Raw genomic sequence first — 15,961 nt, 5'->3', positions numbered from 1 at the left:
CAGTTTGACCTATGAATAGTACTTTTAGTTTAGTTCTGTTTTCAGGTTCGAAAACAGAAAAGTACTAATATCTAATCTATTTTGGCATTCACTTGTATTTTCATGCTTTTATCTAGATTGTATGCAGTAAGTTGCTCCCCCCAAACACAACCGGTATCCAGGCCGATATAGTGCTTGGACAGAGTTTGCCCCATGATAGCAGCCCAGTGGCCGAAGAAGAGTCGTTGTGAGTCATCTTGAAGCTGTTCCCTGAGTTGAAACCAGGGGATGAGTCCAGACTCAATCCCGTCTTGCAATGTGCCTTTATTCTTCAACTCCAAAGCTCCGTTACTAAAACAAAAGCGCATTCTTGTAAAGCTATTAACGATAAAGCGAAGCCGGGCATGGTTTTTCAGGCTGTGTTGCCACTTATCTGGAGAATTGCCGTACATATTGTCAAGAAAGTTATCGAATAGAGCATCATTCTGGATCACGGCTTCCGCTTCTTTGGCATACTGTTCTGCTTCTTTCAATGTCCAGAGCGGATATATGCCAGCATGCGTGAGCACTGCACTGTGCTTTTTGATTTTCGTAAAAAGTGGTTGCTGGCGGAGCCAATCGCAATATTCAGGGAGTTTCTTTGATTTCAATAAAGGAGTGAGCTTATCTTTTGGGTTATTTTTAGATTTGCCAGCAGCTAATGCAAGTAAGTGAAGGTCGTGGTTCCCAAGTACAGTACGAACGCTTGATTTCATCCCATAAAGCAGTCTCATTACCGACTCGGAATCTTCACCTCTGGCAACCAGATCACCAGCACACCAGAGGGTATCATGTTTGGGAGAAAAATTTATTTTTTCAAGAAGATCACAAAGCGCAGCATAGCAGCCTTGAATATCTCCAATAATATAGTCAGCCATAGATTAATGTAATGTATTTGGCGGACAGAGTCGGAATACAGGGATATCTGTCTGGAAGGTACCTTGATCACTGTCGCGCATCAGGTAGTGACCTTCCATTGTGCCGAGCTGGCTTTCCAGCATGACACCACTTGTATAGGTATAGGTTTCATTCGGTGCGATATGCGGTTGCTTTCCGACGACGCCTTCACCTTGGACCTCTGTCACTTTCCCGGTTGAATCAGTGATCAGCCAATATCGGCTGATCAACTGTACCGTGTCTTCCCCATGATTGACTATCGTAATAGTGTATGAAAAAGCATATTGTGCCTCTTCAGGAGATGACTGAGCGGATATGTACTGGGTTTCTACCTGAATTTCAATACTCATTCTGTTTTATTTTGCTTTTCTTTTTCGTGTAAGTAATTGGCTAGACTAACAAATTGCGCAATGCTGACTTGCTCTGGGCGAATACCAAGGTCAAATCCAAGCTCGGTAAGTTCTTCAGGTGTTGCGATATTCTTAAAGCAATTTTTGATGGTTTTTCGGCGCATATTGAATGCTTCCAGACAAACACGATTCAGCCATTTGACTGAGGTTGCCTGGCGTTGTTCTGGTGATTTTGGGATTAACCGGACAACCGCAGATTCAACCTTTGGTGCTGGTTTAAATGCTCCAGGTGGCACATGGACCACAGGCATCGCATGGCAATAGTACTGAGTCATGACACTTAAACGGCCATAGGTTTTTGTGCCAGGACCTGCTGTCATTCGCTCGACGACTTCTTTTTGCAACATGAAATGCATATTGTCGATATCGTCTACGAATTCAAATAAGTGAAACATCAACGGTGTAGAGATGTTGTAGGGTAGGTTACCAAAAACTTTTAGTTTCTTTCCTTCCTGACAAAGCGAACGAAAGTCAAACTTCATCGCATCTGCTTCTACAACAGTCAGCTTAGACGACAAAAATGGATGTGTTTTTAAGCGTGCAGCAAGATCGCGATCGACTTCCACCACAGTCAAGTGATCCACGATTTCTGTCACAGGTTCAGTCAATGCTGCAAGCCCGGGACCTATTTCGACAAGATTGTCATCATTCGTCGGATTGATGGCACTGACGATTTGATGGATCACGATTGGATCGTGGAGGAAGTTCTGGCCAAAGCGTTTTCTTGCGCGGTGACCTAAATGCACTTTATCTGTCATGAATGTTTACTACTCGCTAATTCGATGGCCTGATTAATGGCGACTTCTAGACTACCTGGGTCGGCCTGGCCAGTTCCTGCCAAATCTAACGCGGTACCATGGTCAACCGAAGTTCGGATGAAAGGTAAACCTAGCGTGATATTGACGGCATTACCAAAACCTTTGTATTTTAACACAGGTAATCCCTGATCGTGATACATCGCAAGCACAACATCTGCCTGATTGAGATATTTGTCTTGAAACAACGTATCTGCTGGATATGGCCCATCGAGTTGCATCCCTTCAGCGCGAAGCTCATCAAGGACAGGATTGATCACTTCAATCTCTTCTTTACCAAGGTGTCCGCCTTCTCCTGCATGCGGATTGAGGCCACAGACCAAAATTTTTGGAGAAGAAATTTTAAACTTCACTTGCATATCTGCATGAAGGATTTCAATAATCTTACGCAGACGCTCTGGCGTGATGGCTTTTGCCACATAAGCTAGCGGGATATGCGTTGTTACAAGCGCAACACGCAGTCCTTCGGTAGCGAGCATCATCACAACATCGTTTGTGCCAGACTCCTGAGCGAAAAACTCTGTATGTCCCGAAAAAGAAATCCCAGATTGATTAATGATCCCTTTATGCACTGGCCCTGTGACAATTGCATCAAACTCACCGGACATATTCCCATTACAGGCTACGGACAAGGTGTTGAGTACATACCCAGCATTCGCTTCATCGAGTTGACCAGGGATGACTGGCTGAGCAAGTTCAAAGTCAGCGACGACCAATTGGCCTGCATTGCAAAGTAGCGCAGGTTTACCGGGTTGATAATCTAATATCTCAAGCGGTAAGCCAAGCTGAGCGGCTCTTTCTTTGAGAAGTTGTTTTGATGCACAGACAATCAACTGGGCCGGCCAGGTTGTTTGTGCAATCTGGATCAGAAGGTCGGGACCAATCCCGGCTGGCTCACCAGCAGTGATAGCAATTTTAGCGATCATTGAATTCAAATCTACTGCCCTATGATTTCGATATAAGCACGATCTTTCAATTCTTTTTGCCAACTTGCAAGTTCTTCCGAATATTTCCGGTTGAATAGAAGCTGGTATGCACGTTCACGCTTATGATCTGCGGTTGCATCCACTTTTCTTCTTTCCATCAGCTGAACAAGGTGCCAGCCGTGCATGGAGCGGAATGGTTGGCTGTATTCACCCATATTCAGTTGCGCTAATTGTTCTTTAAACGCAGGGACATAGACGCTAGGCGAACTCCAGCCTAGGTCACCTCCTTTACTTTTTGAGCCAGGATCTTCAGAGTATTCTTTTGCAAGTGTTAACCACTGAGTCGGATCTTTTTGCAGTTTTTCTCGGAATTCACCGAGCAGACTTTGTGCTTTTTTCTCACTTAAAATAATTGAAGGTTTAATCAAGATATGTCGGGAGTGAACTTCTTCGACTTCAACCGTCTGACGACCACGAATATCAAAAATCTTGAGGATGTGGAAACCTGCGCCAGAGCGTAATGGACCAATAATTTTTCCTTTTGTTTTGTCACGAACCTGCTCTGCAAACAGGGTTGGCATTTCGTTGATATTCATCCATCCCCAATCACCACCTTCGAGCGCTTTAGAACCGGATGATGAAGTAATCGCTAACTTTTTAAAGTCTTTACCTTCTTCAAGATACTTCAAAATCTTATTTGCTTTGTCTTCAGTCGCTTTCACTTCTTTATCAGAAACTTCTTCTGGAAGCGCAACTAAGATATGTCCAATTCGAAACTCTTCAGAGTTCCCCTTTTGCTTTTCCATTAATCGAAGCAAACTTTCAATTTCTTGTGGAGATACATAGACGCGGCGACGAAGTTGAATTTGTTGCAATTGGGAAATCGTGATTTCTTCACGAAGTTTTTCACGGTACTGAGCATAGTTAACCCCCTTTGAGACAAGGGAGAGTCGAAATTGTTCGACATTCTTATTTTGATTCCCAGCGATACGCTGAATTGCTTGGTCAAGCTGCATATCTGTAATTTTTAAACCAATTCGCTCTGCAAAATTGAGTTGCACTTCTTGTGAGATCAAACGATCAACAGCCTGAGTTCTGAGAACGCGATCCGGTGGTAGTGTTTGGCCAGATTCCAGAGACTTTCTTTTTACATCGTTTAAGATGCCTTCGACTTGACTTTCAAGCACAACACCTTTGTCGACGATGGCGACTACTTTATCAACCAGCTCTTTTGCGATGGCCGTTGAGGATGCCACAAACCCTGTGAGCAAAGGAATTAAAACAACATACTTTTTCATCGGAATTATTTACCTAGTAGATTTGGTTTTCTATAGCTGTAAATGCTCTTCTTAAATGTTTTGGTGACTGGATCAACAGAACGATTACCAAAGCCAACAAACTCAAACTCAATGGCAATCCGGGTTTCAAAATTTGGTTCCTGAGTTGTTGTTTGTACTGCCTGCGACACATGGTCTGGTATGGCATCAAGTATTGGGTCAATGTACCGTTGTGCGTACATCTTAATTGCCCAGCAACAACTTTGGTAATGTAACCCAAAATAGCTCTCAGTCGAACGGTCATTTTCCAGATCACGATAATAACTTGCGACAATTGACCAGCGTCGGGATATTGGCTGCGAGGCGCGGATCCCAGCTTGCTCAATCGTTTCATTCGCGACATTTTCGACGTAACGATGGGACAACTGAAATAGACGTTGCTCACCTTGAATATAATCGAAAGTAAAGTCGGATTCGACGAAGTTACTGTTGCTCACATCATATTGAAATTCACCTTCAAATGACCAATTTGGTGATAAGTGAAGTTTCAACTCGCCCGCTAAATCAGAGCGTTTACTATTCACATTCTTGGCATTTGTCTCTTTCTCTGTGCCAGTTGTTGGCGTTTCCAGATGGAAGATCTGACCAAGACTGATGTAAAAAAGTTCATTTGAGCGAGCATCAAAAAACGAGTTACTTGCACCGACGGTAAACTGGTTGGCTGATGAAACGCGATCAACGCTTGAAAAACGAGTATCACGGAATAGCCCGTGGAAGTTTTCTTGCAAACTCGTCGTATCGTATAAGTGAATCTGTTTTTGGTCTCGTTTAGGAACATAGAGATACTGAATCTTAGGTGAGAGTACCTGATGATCTGATAAACCCATCCAATGACTTTCTCGTTCAAAGTTGACTTGACCAAGAACTCGAAACTTCGGGAGAGTACGATTTACATTCCGTTTGACCTCATCCGTGGCATCTAATGCTGCAATTTGTTCATAGCTTGTATGCAGCAGACTACCTTCTGTTACCAGCTTATAAGCAGGCGCTTCGAGGGTATAGCTGACTTTCGGCGCAAGGTGCAAACGCCTTGCTGAAGTAATCAAGGGTGACTTTTTGTTTTCAAAAAAGGAAATTTCTGAGAACCACTCTAAGTCTAAACCGTAAAAATAATGCGGGTGTGTGGTAAATAGTTGAAGTTGTGGTAGTGCACGATATGAGTCTTCAAAATTTCCCAGCACTTCAAAGCTTTCTAGCCCGATACTGTGCCCCCAACGATCACCGTGGTAGCTTAATCTTGATCGCTGATTGAGTACAGCCTGATTTTGACCATGATAATTTGAGCCCAAATCAGATAAATAGGCATCGTCTGAGACATCAGAGTAATCGATCTCTGTACTCCAATTATTCCCATAGATCCCTCTATCTTGATAGTAAAATAATTGTCGTTGATCATCCTTCTTTGTATCATTCAAATAATCGAGACCAACTGTTCCTTCATTAGAATAGGTGAGGTAGCGGAACTGGCCACGAAATTGGTTGCCTCTACGTGTCAACAGTCGAGAGGCAAGTGTCATGTCATAGTCTGGACTCAGATTAAAGTAATATGGGACTTCAATATCTACCCCGTTAGATTCTGAGCTACTGATTTTGGGATATAAAAAACCACTACGTCGATCGTCATTCAATGGAAATGAAACGTATGGCCAGTAAAAAATTGGAGTATCCTCAACACGCAAGACTGCATGATAAGCCTCTCCAGTTGCTTCTTTTGAGGAAAGGTGAATACTACTTGCGTTTAATTCCCAGCTTTCATCACCTTCTGGGCAACTGGTAAAACTGGCACCTGTGAGCGTGAGGGAATTATCTGAGCCAAGATACAAATCTTCCGCTTTACCACGCCCGGGAACTTGATTAAAACGATAATTTGCTTTCCTTAAGTTTGCATCTTTTCGTGTGGTGCTTGCATCCAAGACTTCGCTGGAAATTGAAAGTTGCGGACTTTGAAAGCTGACATCCCCTTTTACGCTGAGTTGATTAGTTGCACGATTGAGCTCAGCACTTTGTGCCGTGACACTGGACTTTTCCATGTGGACACTCACATTGCCATCAAACTTGGCAATGTTGTCTTTCATATCGACAGTTTTCGATTCGATGACTAGGTTGTCTTCAGCCGCTGGATGAACTGCGGTTTCTTCAACGTCAATTGGGGCAAAACATTGAGAGACAAAATTATTTTCGGCTGCACGTGCGCGATCAATAATCCCTGTCTGAATTAAACAACCTGCTTTCATTAAACAAATAGTAAGATACCGGAGCTTCATTTCAATGGGTTTTATGGCCTTGTTAGCGATTCATTCTTTTTCTAGTGACGGCGTATCATAAATCAATTTTAATTGTTTAGCTATTTGGTTATATTGCGAGTCACAATCTGCATCCCAACTGAAAAATATGAAATTAGAAAGCCGTTACCTTCAAATAGTTCACTGGCTGGAACAATGCTTTCCCAATACAAACATTCAATTAGAGCCATTAACAGGGGACGCCAGTTTCCGGCGATACTACCGAGTCAAAGTATACGAAAAAAAATACATTTTATCGGATTGTCCACCGGATTCCGGTTCAATCAAGCCTTTTTGTGACATGAGTGAACAATATCAAGCATGTGAATTGAAAACACCAACGGTTTATCAGGCCGATCTGGAACTTGGTGTGATGCTACTTGAAGACTTTGGAAACGATCATTTAATTGATATACCAACTGCAAAACAAACTGCTTATGGTGAACAGGCGATTGATCTACTAGTCAAAGTGAGAATGCTATCTGAAAGTTCAACGCTCCAGCTACCTATTTATGATCACGATTTTGTTCAGCGAGAATTGGATATTTTTACGGAGTGGTGTGTTGGTGTTCATTGCGGTATCACATTATCGGAATCAGAACAGCAATTGTTTGATACAAGCTATCAAATTTTGATTGGCTCTGCTTTGGCCCAGCCGCAAGCGGGGATGCACCGGGATTATCACTCAAGAAATCTGATGGTTTTAGAGTGCGGCCAGTTAGGGGTGATTGATCATCAGGATAGTGTATGCGGCCCAGTCACTTATGACTGTGTTTCTCTGTTGAGGGATTGTTATCGCCGTTTATCGGATAATGAGATTGAATTACTTGCGAAAAGACATTATCTCCAATTGAAAAGAGAGATCCAGATGAAAAGCGAATCGCAAGATGATTCTGAGAAATTCACTTATGAAACATATATACAATGGCTGGATTTGATGGGCGTTCAACGTCATTTAAAAGCGGCGGGTATATTTTGCCGATTGTTCCATCGAGACAATAAACATGGCTATTTAGATGCATTGCCATTAACACTTACATATATTGTTGAAATTGGAATGAAATATCCTCAACTTCAACCATTGGCAAACTGGGTACAACAAAAAGTGGTGAATTCTCTATGCAAATCACAACAGCGATGATCCTGGCCGCTGGCCGTGGAGAAAGGATGCGTCCGTTGACTGATCACTGCCCGAAGCCATTATTAAAGGTCGGGCAACAGACGCTGCTTGAGCGACATATTTATCGCTTAGTTGAAGCTGGGATCCGTCGGATTGTGATTAATCATGCTTGGCTCGGTGAACAAATCGCTGATTTTGTAAAGACATTGTCATTTGACGGGGTTGAGTTACTTCTCTCTGATGAAGGTTGTTCTGCATTGGAAACCGCTGGAGGTATCCACAATGCACTTGGTCAACTCGGCTCAGCCCCTTTTTTACTTGTAAACGGTGATGTATGGAGTGCTTTTGACTTTCGTGATGTGAGCCTGCCAGACCCAAAAGTACATGGGCTGATTTATCTGGTTGAGAATCCACCACAACATCCAGAAGGGGACTTTGAATTAACAAAGGATGGTTGGGTATTGCCAAAAGGCGAGCACAACCTTACCTATGCCGGCATTGCAGTTTTGGATCCGTCCGTTTTCGAAGCTTTACCTGCGGGAAAACAAGGACTCGGGCCTTTGCTGAGAAAATGGAGTCAAGAACACAAGCTTCAGGGTAAGCATTTAAAAGCAGTGTGGTATGACATTGGAACACCTGAGCGTCTTGAGGCGATGAACCAGCGGTTGCTTAATCAAGAGGAGGGAGCATGTGGGGAAAAATTTTAGGTGCGTTATTTGGGTTCGCATTATTAAAAATACCTGGGCTTTTACTTGGGCTTTTACTTGGACATTGGCTCGATAAAGTCTATCAAACAGCGTATGAAAAAGTCGGCTATTTTGGTCATTTTATTCAGGCTGCAAAAGAAAAAGAAGCACTGTTTTTCTATACAACTTTTGCAGTCATGGGGCATATTGCAAAGTCGAATGGCCGGGTTTCTGAAGTTCATATTGTAGCGGCGACTGAGCTCATGCGTCGACTGAATTTATCTTCCACAGAAAAGAAAAAAGCACAGGATGCATTTTCAGAAGGAAAAGACCCTGACTTTCCTCTCAAAGATGCAATCGATACGTTTCGTACAGCCTTTTTGCCTTATCGGGAAATGACACAACTCTTTTTAGAATTACAGGTTCAGATTGCGTTATGTGACGGCGTATTGTCGTCCCAGGAAAAAATAGTTCTTGAAAAGCTCAGTCAATATTTGAAGTTACCTCAAGGAACCCTGGAACACATCATTGAACGATTCCAGGCGGAAGCAAACTACCAAAGACATAGAAGCAGCCCACAAACACGCAAAGACGATTTAAGTCATGCGTATCAATTACTGGGTGTGACTGAAAGTACACCCTGGAAAGATATCAAGAAGTCTTATCGAAGATTAATGTCTCAAAATCATCCGGATAAATTAATGGGTAAAGGTCTACCAGAAAGTATGCTCGAAGTTGCGAAACAGAAGACTCAGGATATCCAGCGTGCATATGATTTGTTGAAAGAAGTTCATGGATAAGTGTGATGTATTGAGGGGGAAACTCCCCCTTGATTAAAGCTTATAAGAAAAGCCGAAGTTGAGTGCTTGATAATCTTTTTGATAGTAAGCCGCTTCAAGGTGAACATAGACATCGCGATAAATCTTGGTTTCAATACCAAGTCCGACAGATACACTGGTGCGATTCCTTCTTTTTGTTATCAGCTTTTCCTGATCATCTTCATCTGGATGTTGTCGTTTTACAGACAAATTCGAAGCACCTGCAAGTCCATACAGGTTGACGGAATCCCCCAGCTGTATATCTTTTCTAAACAATAGGGAAATGACATGTTGTAGAGAGGCGGAGCCCATGACTTTCTCATAAGGCACTTCTTTTTCTTCTAAACCAACCACTATGTTTGCTTCAAAGGCAATATCTTTTTGGAGATAAGTACCGCTCTTGATGTATATATTCCCAAAATTCTCATCGATTTTTGGTGCTAATTCATCATCTTTATATTGTGATGACTGATATCCAATCGCGAGGTACTGCGTTTGTATGGTGGCCTGCGCCATCATGGGCAGTAGTAAGCTGAGTCCTATCATTGTTCCTTTCATTGATTCCTGTCTCATTGTTTTTACATCATAAATATGGGTTTTGTCCCCTTGCTCGGTATGTATGACGTCTGAGGGAGAGTAAGGTTCAAACGCTTCAGTAATTTACTGAAATATATATTAAAAAAAGATAAAACTTCATTGCGCTACGCAATAGCTGAGGCAACCTGTCAACCTTCGAAATAGAATATAGTCCCAGTGGAGTTTGAGGCAGCTTCAAGTTGAAGGATGTGGCAGCTCTTTGGGCCTTGTCTATGCTTAGAGAAGACTTTTTAAGCATTGGTTATCGTAGCCATGAAATTGCTCATTTCTGCACTTCTTTTACTCTTCGCTTGTATCACTGAGGCAAAAAAAATCGTGACATTGGACTCGCCAGAATATCCGCCCTATACCAGTGAGGAAATGGAAAGTGAAGGATTTATTACCCAAATCATTATTGAGACGTTTAAACAGGTTGGTTATGAAGCGCGTATTCAGTATTTTCCTTGGGCTCGGATTGTAAAACGGGTTGAAGAAGGAAAAGTGATGGGGGTTACGAATATTTGGCAGCGTGTTGAACGAATGAACTGGGTGATCTATTCCGATCCGATGCCAGGTAGTGAACTTGTCTTCTATAAATTAAAATCAAAAGACATCTCATTTAAGGGGAGTTACCGGAAGCTACGCTCTTATACCATTGGTACAGGGACTTCATATGCAAACCCGCCAGCTTTTGATGCAGTTAAAGATACGTTGAATGTGAAATTTAATTCAGAAGACATTAAAAACCTGAAAATGTTATCGGGTGGTCGACTCGACCTAGTCATTTTTGATAAATATCTCGCCGCATATCTGATGAAAAAGCACATGCCGGAAGCTCTTGAAAAACTAGATTTTATTAATTACCCGCTTTCTATTGAGCAAAGTCGGCTTGGGATTAGTAAAAAAACAGAAAATGCAAATCAAATCATTGTCGATTTTAATCGCGGCTTGGCACAATTGAAAAGAGAAGGCCGGGTGAGAGCGATTTTAAAAGCTCATAGTATGCCAGTTGCAAAAGATTAACTGGAGAAAAAACAAAGGACACGCATGTGCTTTTTAATTTTTTATGATGTTGGGATTGGTTCACTGCGACTTTTTGTTATAATCGCGCCCTTTCTAACCAATTCTCCAGGAATTCGCATCATATTGCGTTCCAGGAATAAAATACCGCTGAATCAGCGGAGGACGTATGAAATTTCCAGGCCAGCGAAAACATAAGCATTACTTCCCAGTTGACCAAAAACACCCATTAACCAACAAGATCTCGGAAGATGTTGTTTATAAACACCCGTATATCGTTGGAATTGATCAGATCCTGGTGGATATCACAGCACGCGTTGGTACAGAATTTATAGAAGATTTCGCTTTGGAAAAAGGAATGTCCCAAGTCATTGACAATGACAAGGCGGAAGCGCTTTACCAAGCGCTCATGGCAAATGGTTTGATTGAACACCAGTTTGCTGGTGGCACAGTGGGGAATACGTTACACAACTATTCCGTACTTGCTGATGATCGTTCTGTCTTACTTGGTGTCATGAGTGAAAATATTCAAATCGGTAGTTACGCTTATCGCTATCTTTGTAATACATCCAGCCGTGTTGATTTAGATCACTTGCAACCAGTCGCAGGTCCAGTCGGGCGTTGTTTCACGCTGATCACGGAAGAAGGTGAAAGAACATTTGCCATCAATGCAGGTTTAATGAATCGTCTCACCGAAGAATTTGTAGATGAAAACCTGATTAAGGATGCTTCAGCGCTCGTGATCAGTGCGTATCTCATGCGTGGCAGTGAAGAAGATACGATTGCTGAAGCAACCATGAAAGCGGTGAAGTATGCAAATGAAGTAGGTGTTCCTGTTGTTTTGACCCTCGGTACGAAATTCTTTATTGAACAGGACCCACAGTGGTGGCGAGATTTCATTAATGAACATGTGACGATCCTTGCGATGAATGAGGAAGAAGGTGAAGCACTGACTGGGGAATCTGAGACATTAATCGCTGCTGATAAAGCGTTGGAGTGGGTTGACTTAGTTCTCTGCACAGCAGGTCCTGTTGGCTTATATACCGCAGGTTATACGGATGATCAGTATAAGCGTGAAACAGAACATGCGTTATTGCCGACGCCAATTCCTGAATTTAACCGTTATGAATTTTCTCGTCCGATGCGTAAGGCGGACTGCGAAAACCCAATCAAGATCTATTCCCATATCGCACCATACATGGGTGGACCAGATGAAATTAAAAATACAAATGGTGCTGGTGATGGAGCGCTTTCGGCACTCCTGCATGATATTTCAGCGAATGTTTTCCATGCAGAGAATGTACCGGACTCGTCGAAACATCGACAACACGCTTTATCGTATTCCTCATTTTCTCAAATCTGTAAATATGCGAACCGTGTCAGTTATGAAGTTTTGGTTCAGCACTCACCACGTCTTTCTCGCGGATTACCAGAGCGAGAAGAGAATCTAGAAGAATCATATTGGGATCGGTAGGACTACTCCGATCTGACGATGATTTACATTGCTGTTAATTCAGTTTTGTAATAGGGTTGATGTTCTGAAAGGTGGAACCTTTCGGAACAGAAAACCTGTTTAAACGCATGATGTTTTTCAACCTGTCAACCTGGCAATGAAAAGCATAGGCTTACAATAACAACAATATATTGGTTGCTCGCAATGTTTTTCCAGGCAGTGGAAGGCTGATGTCGGCAAAATGACAAGTAACAAAATGAAGAAGGTTAAAAGTTTACCATGGCAGTAGCAAGAGGGGAATTTAGTTCCAAAATTGGCTTTATTCTAGCCGCAGCGGGGTCTGCAGTTGGACTCGGAAACATTTGGGGTTTTCCGACAAACACAGCAATGAACGGTGGAGCAGCATTCGTTTTTGTGTATTTGATCCTTGCTTTCTGTTTAGCTTATCCAGCGTTAATGGCTGAGCTGATTATTGGTCGCCATGCAAAATCGAATGCAGTTGCGGCTTTATCTGGAGAGAGTACTAAGGTGCCTGCTGCGAGGCCTTTCGGCTTCTTAGTTGGGATCACAGGGATTATCACCGCTATTTTAATTCTGAGCTTTTATGGCATTGTCGCGGGTTGGATGATTAGTTATATGATTGAACCAATCGCAAAAATGGCAGGTGCACCAAAAGCTGCTGAGTGGCTGACAGATACTTCGAGCACAGCACGAAATGTCTTCTTTACGGTTCTCTTTATGGTTGCCACTGTGTATATCATTATTGGTGGGGTGAAGAATGGGATCGAGAAATGGTCGACTCGTCTCATGCCGCTATTAATCGGTCTACTTGTTGTACTGATTATCTATGTAGCGATGCAAGATGGTGCTGCACAAGGATTTAAGAAATATCTATTACCTGATTTCTCTCGCGTCACAGATCCTGAGTTACTCGTTGATGCATTAGGGCAGGCATTTTTCTCGCTATCGCTTGGTGTTGGTACAATGCTGGTATATGGCTCGTATATTCAGAGAAACGAAAACCTTGTCAAACTAGGGACTATGGTGACGCTGATTGATGTTGGTATCGCATTTATTGCTGGTCTGTTGGTGATCCCTGCAATGTATGTTGCACAGGCACAAGGTGTTCAGATTTTTGCTGAAGATGGTGTGACGTTATTGAAAGAAGATACATTGATTTTCCAAGTGTTACCGCAGTTGTTTAATACAATGGGTGCGACTGGACTTGTAGTTGGATGTGCTTTCTTCTTCTTAATGAGCATTGCGGCATTGACGTCTTCTATTTCTTTGCTGGAAGTGCCTGTTGCATACGCAGTTGAGTCATTGAAGCAAGACCGTAAAAAGTCAACAATCGCCATTGGCAGCCTAATTTTAGCGGTCAGTATCGTGATTATTTTGAATTTCGGAATGCTATTTGGTTTTGTGATCACCTTAACAACTAAATATGCGCAACCATTGCTTGGTCTTTGCTTCTGTGTTTTTGCGGGTTGGTTATGGCACCGTAATGATATTTTGAATGAAGTAAAAGAAGGGCATCCAGATGCAGAAAATAGTTTGTTCTGGAAAATCTGGCCTTGGTATGTGAAGTTCCTTTGCCCGCTCTTTATTGCGGCATTCTTTGCAAAAAGTGTAATTTAATCACATTTTGGGAGTGCGAGCCGCACTCCCTGCAATATCCGGAATAAATCCAAACATCCCGTATCACGAATCCCACCGATGTTTACAAAAATTGATTACATCCCTAAAAAAGTAAACCACCCATAGACTTCTTTGAATAAACGCTCATTCTGAAACGCGTAATTGGTATAACCAAATAACTCTCGCTGGCGATATTGTGCTTTGTATTTTTTCTTCGTAAGATCTCGACGGAGGCTAAGTTCAGCTAGGACCTTCGCGTTATCATAGGATTGATAGATATCAAGGACGGGGATTTCATGCTCTGCGATGGCCTGTGCGAGTTGCTTTTGGCGGGTTGGGTCAGGCATGTATGCACTGAGCATGACCACGCCATCAATTTCCTGGATCTTATCCTCTTTAATTAATTCATTAATAAATGCGCCATTTGTTCCCTGTCCAATGAGGACAAAAAAACCAGGGTAAGTGAATGCTTTCTTCAGAGCGGCATCTATACGAACATACAGGCTGGTTTTATAAGTTGAGAGTTGTTCGTCTGTTAATGGGTAGCTCGATGGAGGGGGTAAGAACTGTACTTTTGATTCACCTTGTGGCGGCTTAACTTTGACATCAAGAACATGCAACGGATCAGGCACAGACAGTGTCATTGTTGTCCAGCCAATATGATTTAATGCAACCCGAAGATGTTGGATACCACGTGGCGAAGTTGCTGTCTGACTCCAGTCAGGAATAATAATCGCAGTGCCTTTCGGTTGACCTGTCATTTCTTCTCGTAATAATGCGAGAACAGTATCCCCACCTGCTTGTAGCTCGATGATTTCATCCCCATCTAAATACAACTTGATATCAGCTGTATTGATGCTTTCTTTTTGTTCGGGTGCTGTTGCGGGTGGCTGTGGTAATTCACACCAGATATAGAATGGGTAGAAGAGCAAAAAACAAAGTAGTTTCTTCATCAATTTAAGATATTTGTCCCCTTATCAGTCATAGTATAGTTGACCAGCGAAGGAGATTCGCAAGAAAATATTTGTGACTTCTGGTCAATTAATTCATTTAACTCACTGAATATAAATAATAATATAAAGTAAAAATTATTTTCACTTTTCTTTTAGGTTATTTTACTCGTCATTTTTATCCTGCTTTTCTAGCATTCATCGCCAGGGACAGAACGGTCTGGTTTTGAACCGATAAGGACGTCATCAACCTTCTCTTGAAGTGATGACATAGATATAGACAACATCATATTGGATGAATGGAAATTAAATGATGAAAAAATTAACTTTAATCTCAATTTTAATGGCTGGCGGATTTGCATCGAATGCAATGGCTGCATCTCATAAAGAATGTAATGTGAATGCAGATATAACAGTTGAAGGTTGTGCATGGGAACGTGAGGGCAACTGGGTCACGACGAATGCTGTGAAAACAGACTTACCAGAGCCGCCACATCAATTAGACGTGTACGTGTGTACTGATCTTTCCAATGTTCCTGGAAAGTTGGTTGATAATAAGTGCTGGGTTCCTTGGCATGGAAAAGAATATCGCCAAGACCAATTCTATGTACTCTCTGCAGATCCGGCACATACCTATTGGGAAAAAGTTACATCACGTGTCCACGATGATGCAGTAGACCCGAAAAATAAGCTGTTCTTTACAGGTCGTATGGATGGTCACCATCCAAACTACATTTGTGCGGTAAATGATGGAAGACCAGATCAAAAAGGGAAATCAATGATCGCAGGGAAGTTGGTTGGCGGGTTATGTTGGTATTCATGGGGTGGACATGAATATGCAGTCGATCCGGCGAACCCAAATGATAAACGTGAAGTGTTTGTTTTACGCTGGCGCGGTGATCAACAATAATTCGACTCTCTCCCACGTCTACCATGAAGCCATCTTGTTGTGGCTTCATGGATCTCCCCGATTGCGAATCAGCTAAATTCCTTATATAAAAATACTAATAAACCA

At 42.3% G+C, this 15,961-nt stretch carries 15 protein-coding genes; 7 read left to right on the top strand and 8 right to left on the bottom strand.

Annotated elements, in window-relative coordinates; genetic code table 11:
* Positions 1 to 71 precede the first annotated feature (71 nt).
* Genes C505_RS0112610 through C505_RS22305 form a run of 6 tightly spaced genes read right to left on the bottom strand, consistent with a single transcriptional unit; the run spans position 72 to position 6,667 of the window.
* On the bottom strand, positions 72 to 896 hold the full coding sequence (locus tag C505_RS0112610) for a symmetrical bis(5'-nucleosyl)-tetraphosphatase (RefSeq protein ID WP_018692975.1): 825 nt from the start codon (positions 894 to 896) through the stop codon (positions 72 to 74).
* 3 nt (positions 897 to 899) lie between these two features.
* Positions 900 to 1,265, bottom strand: coding sequence for a Co2+/Mg2+ efflux protein ApaG (gene apaG / locus C505_RS0112605; protein ID WP_018692974.1), 366 nt, complete (start codon positions 1,263 to 1,265; stop codon positions 900 to 902).
* Positions 1,262 to 2,083 (bottom strand): 16S rRNA (adenine(1518)-N(6)/adenine(1519)-N(6))-dimethyltransferase RsmA, encoded by an 822-nt coding sequence (gene rsmA, locus C505_RS0112600; protein WP_018692973.1) that lies wholly within the window; start codon positions 2,081 to 2,083, stop codon positions 1,262 to 1,264. Before rsmA ends, apaG begins: the two co-directional genes overlap by 4 nt.
* Positions 2,080 to 3,066, bottom strand: a complete 987-nt coding sequence (gene pdxA, locus C505_RS0112595; RefSeq protein ID WP_018692972.1) for a 4-hydroxythreonine-4-phosphate dehydrogenase PdxA — start codon at positions 3,064 to 3,066, stop codon at positions 2,080 to 2,082. Before pdxA ends, rsmA begins: the two co-directional genes overlap by 4 nt.
* Positions 3,067 to 3,077: 11 nt before the next feature.
* Entirely contained in the window at positions 3,078 to 4,364 is a 1,287-nt protein-coding gene (gene surA / locus C505_RS0112590) for a peptidylprolyl isomerase SurA (protein ID WP_018692971.1), read from the bottom strand.
* A gap of 5 nt (positions 4,365 to 4,369) precedes the next feature.
* The gene (locus tag C505_RS22305; protein WP_083938341.1) at positions 4,370 to 6,667 is read right to left on the bottom strand and encodes an LPS-assembly protein LptD; all 2,298 of its coding nucleotides are present in this window, start codon (positions 6,665 to 6,667) and stop codon (positions 4,370 to 4,372) included.
* Between the two features lie 127 nt (positions 6,668 to 6,794).
* Here C505_RS22305 and C505_RS0112580 point away from each other — a divergent pair, with 127 nt between their 5' ends.
* The 3 genes from C505_RS0112580 to djlA are packed head-to-tail and all read left to right on the top strand — an operon-like array spanning position 6,795 to position 9,291.
* Positions 6,795 to 7,826 (top strand): aminoglycoside phosphotransferase family protein, encoded by a 1,032-nt coding sequence (locus C505_RS0112580; RefSeq protein WP_018692969.1) that lies wholly within the window; start codon positions 6,795 to 6,797, stop codon positions 7,824 to 7,826.
* Positions 7,805 to 8,512 (top strand): N-acetylmuramate alpha-1-phosphate uridylyltransferase MurU, encoded by a 708-nt coding sequence (gene murU, locus C505_RS0112575; RefSeq protein ID WP_018692968.1) that lies wholly within the window; start codon positions 7,805 to 7,807, stop codon positions 8,510 to 8,512. The genes C505_RS0112580 and murU overlap by 22 nt, the downstream gene beginning before the upstream one ends.
* Complete coding sequence (djlA, locus tag C505_RS0112570) at positions 8,494 to 9,291, top strand: co-chaperone DjlA (RefSeq protein ID WP_018692967.1); 798 nt, start codon at positions 8,494 to 8,496, stop codon at positions 9,289 to 9,291. Before murU ends, djlA begins: the two co-directional genes overlap by 19 nt.
* Before the next feature lie 33 nt (positions 9,292 to 9,324).
* Here the strand turns inward: djlA and C505_RS0112565 are convergent, their stop codons facing one another.
* On the bottom strand, positions 9,325 to 9,882 hold the full coding sequence (locus tag C505_RS0112565; protein ID WP_083938340.1) for an outer membrane beta-barrel protein: 558 nt from the start codon (positions 9,880 to 9,882) through the stop codon (positions 9,325 to 9,327).
* A 276-nt stretch (positions 9,883 to 10,158) separates the two neighbouring features.
* Here C505_RS0112565 and C505_RS0112560 point away from each other — a divergent pair, with 276 nt between their 5' ends.
* The 3 genes from C505_RS0112560 (at position 10,159) to C505_RS0112550 (ending at position 13,996) form a co-directional block, all read left to right on the top strand.
* On the top strand, positions 10,159 to 10,908 hold the full coding sequence (locus tag C505_RS0112560) for a substrate-binding periplasmic protein (protein ID WP_018692965.1): 750 nt from the start codon (positions 10,159 to 10,161) through the stop codon (positions 10,906 to 10,908).
* A 166-nt stretch (positions 10,909 to 11,074) separates the two neighbouring features.
* Positions 11,075 to 12,379: an inosine/guanosine kinase gene (locus C505_RS0112555; protein WP_018692964.1), complete on the top strand. Its 1,305-nt coding sequence runs from the start codon at positions 11,075 to 11,077 to the stop codon at positions 12,377 to 12,379.
* 258 nt (positions 12,380 to 12,637) lie between these two features.
* Positions 12,638 to 13,996 carry a sodium-dependent transporter gene (locus C505_RS0112550; protein WP_018692963.1) on the top strand — a complete coding sequence of 453 codons (1,359 nt, stop codon included), beginning with the start codon at positions 12,638 to 12,640 and terminating at the stop codon, positions 13,994 to 13,996.
* Between the two features lie 95 nt (positions 13,997 to 14,091).
* On the opposite strand, the gene C505_RS0112545 is transcribed toward C505_RS0112550, so the two are convergent.
* Positions 14,092 to 14,949 (bottom strand): DUF3530 family protein, encoded by an 858-nt coding sequence (locus tag C505_RS0112545; RefSeq protein ID WP_018692962.1) that lies wholly within the window; start codon positions 14,947 to 14,949, stop codon positions 14,092 to 14,094.
* Between the two features lie 310 nt (positions 14,950 to 15,259).
* On the opposite strand from C505_RS0112545, the gene C505_RS0112540 reads away from it, so the two are divergent.
* On the top strand, positions 15,260 to 15,856 hold the full coding sequence (locus C505_RS0112540) for a hypothetical protein (protein WP_211215079.1): 597 nt from the start codon (positions 15,260 to 15,262) through the stop codon (positions 15,854 to 15,856).
* The last annotated feature ends 105 nt before the right edge of the window (positions 15,857 to 15,961 follow it).

Origin of the sequence: Algicola sagamiensis DSM 14643 (assembly GCF_000374485.1) — a bacterium.
GTDB classification, from domain to species: Bacteria; Pseudomonadota; Gammaproteobacteria; order Enterobacterales; family Alteromonadaceae; genus Algicola; species Algicola sagamiensis.
The sequence above is the reverse complement of the archived record's forward strand: the minus strand, read 5'-3'. Positions and strand labels throughout refer to the sequence as shown.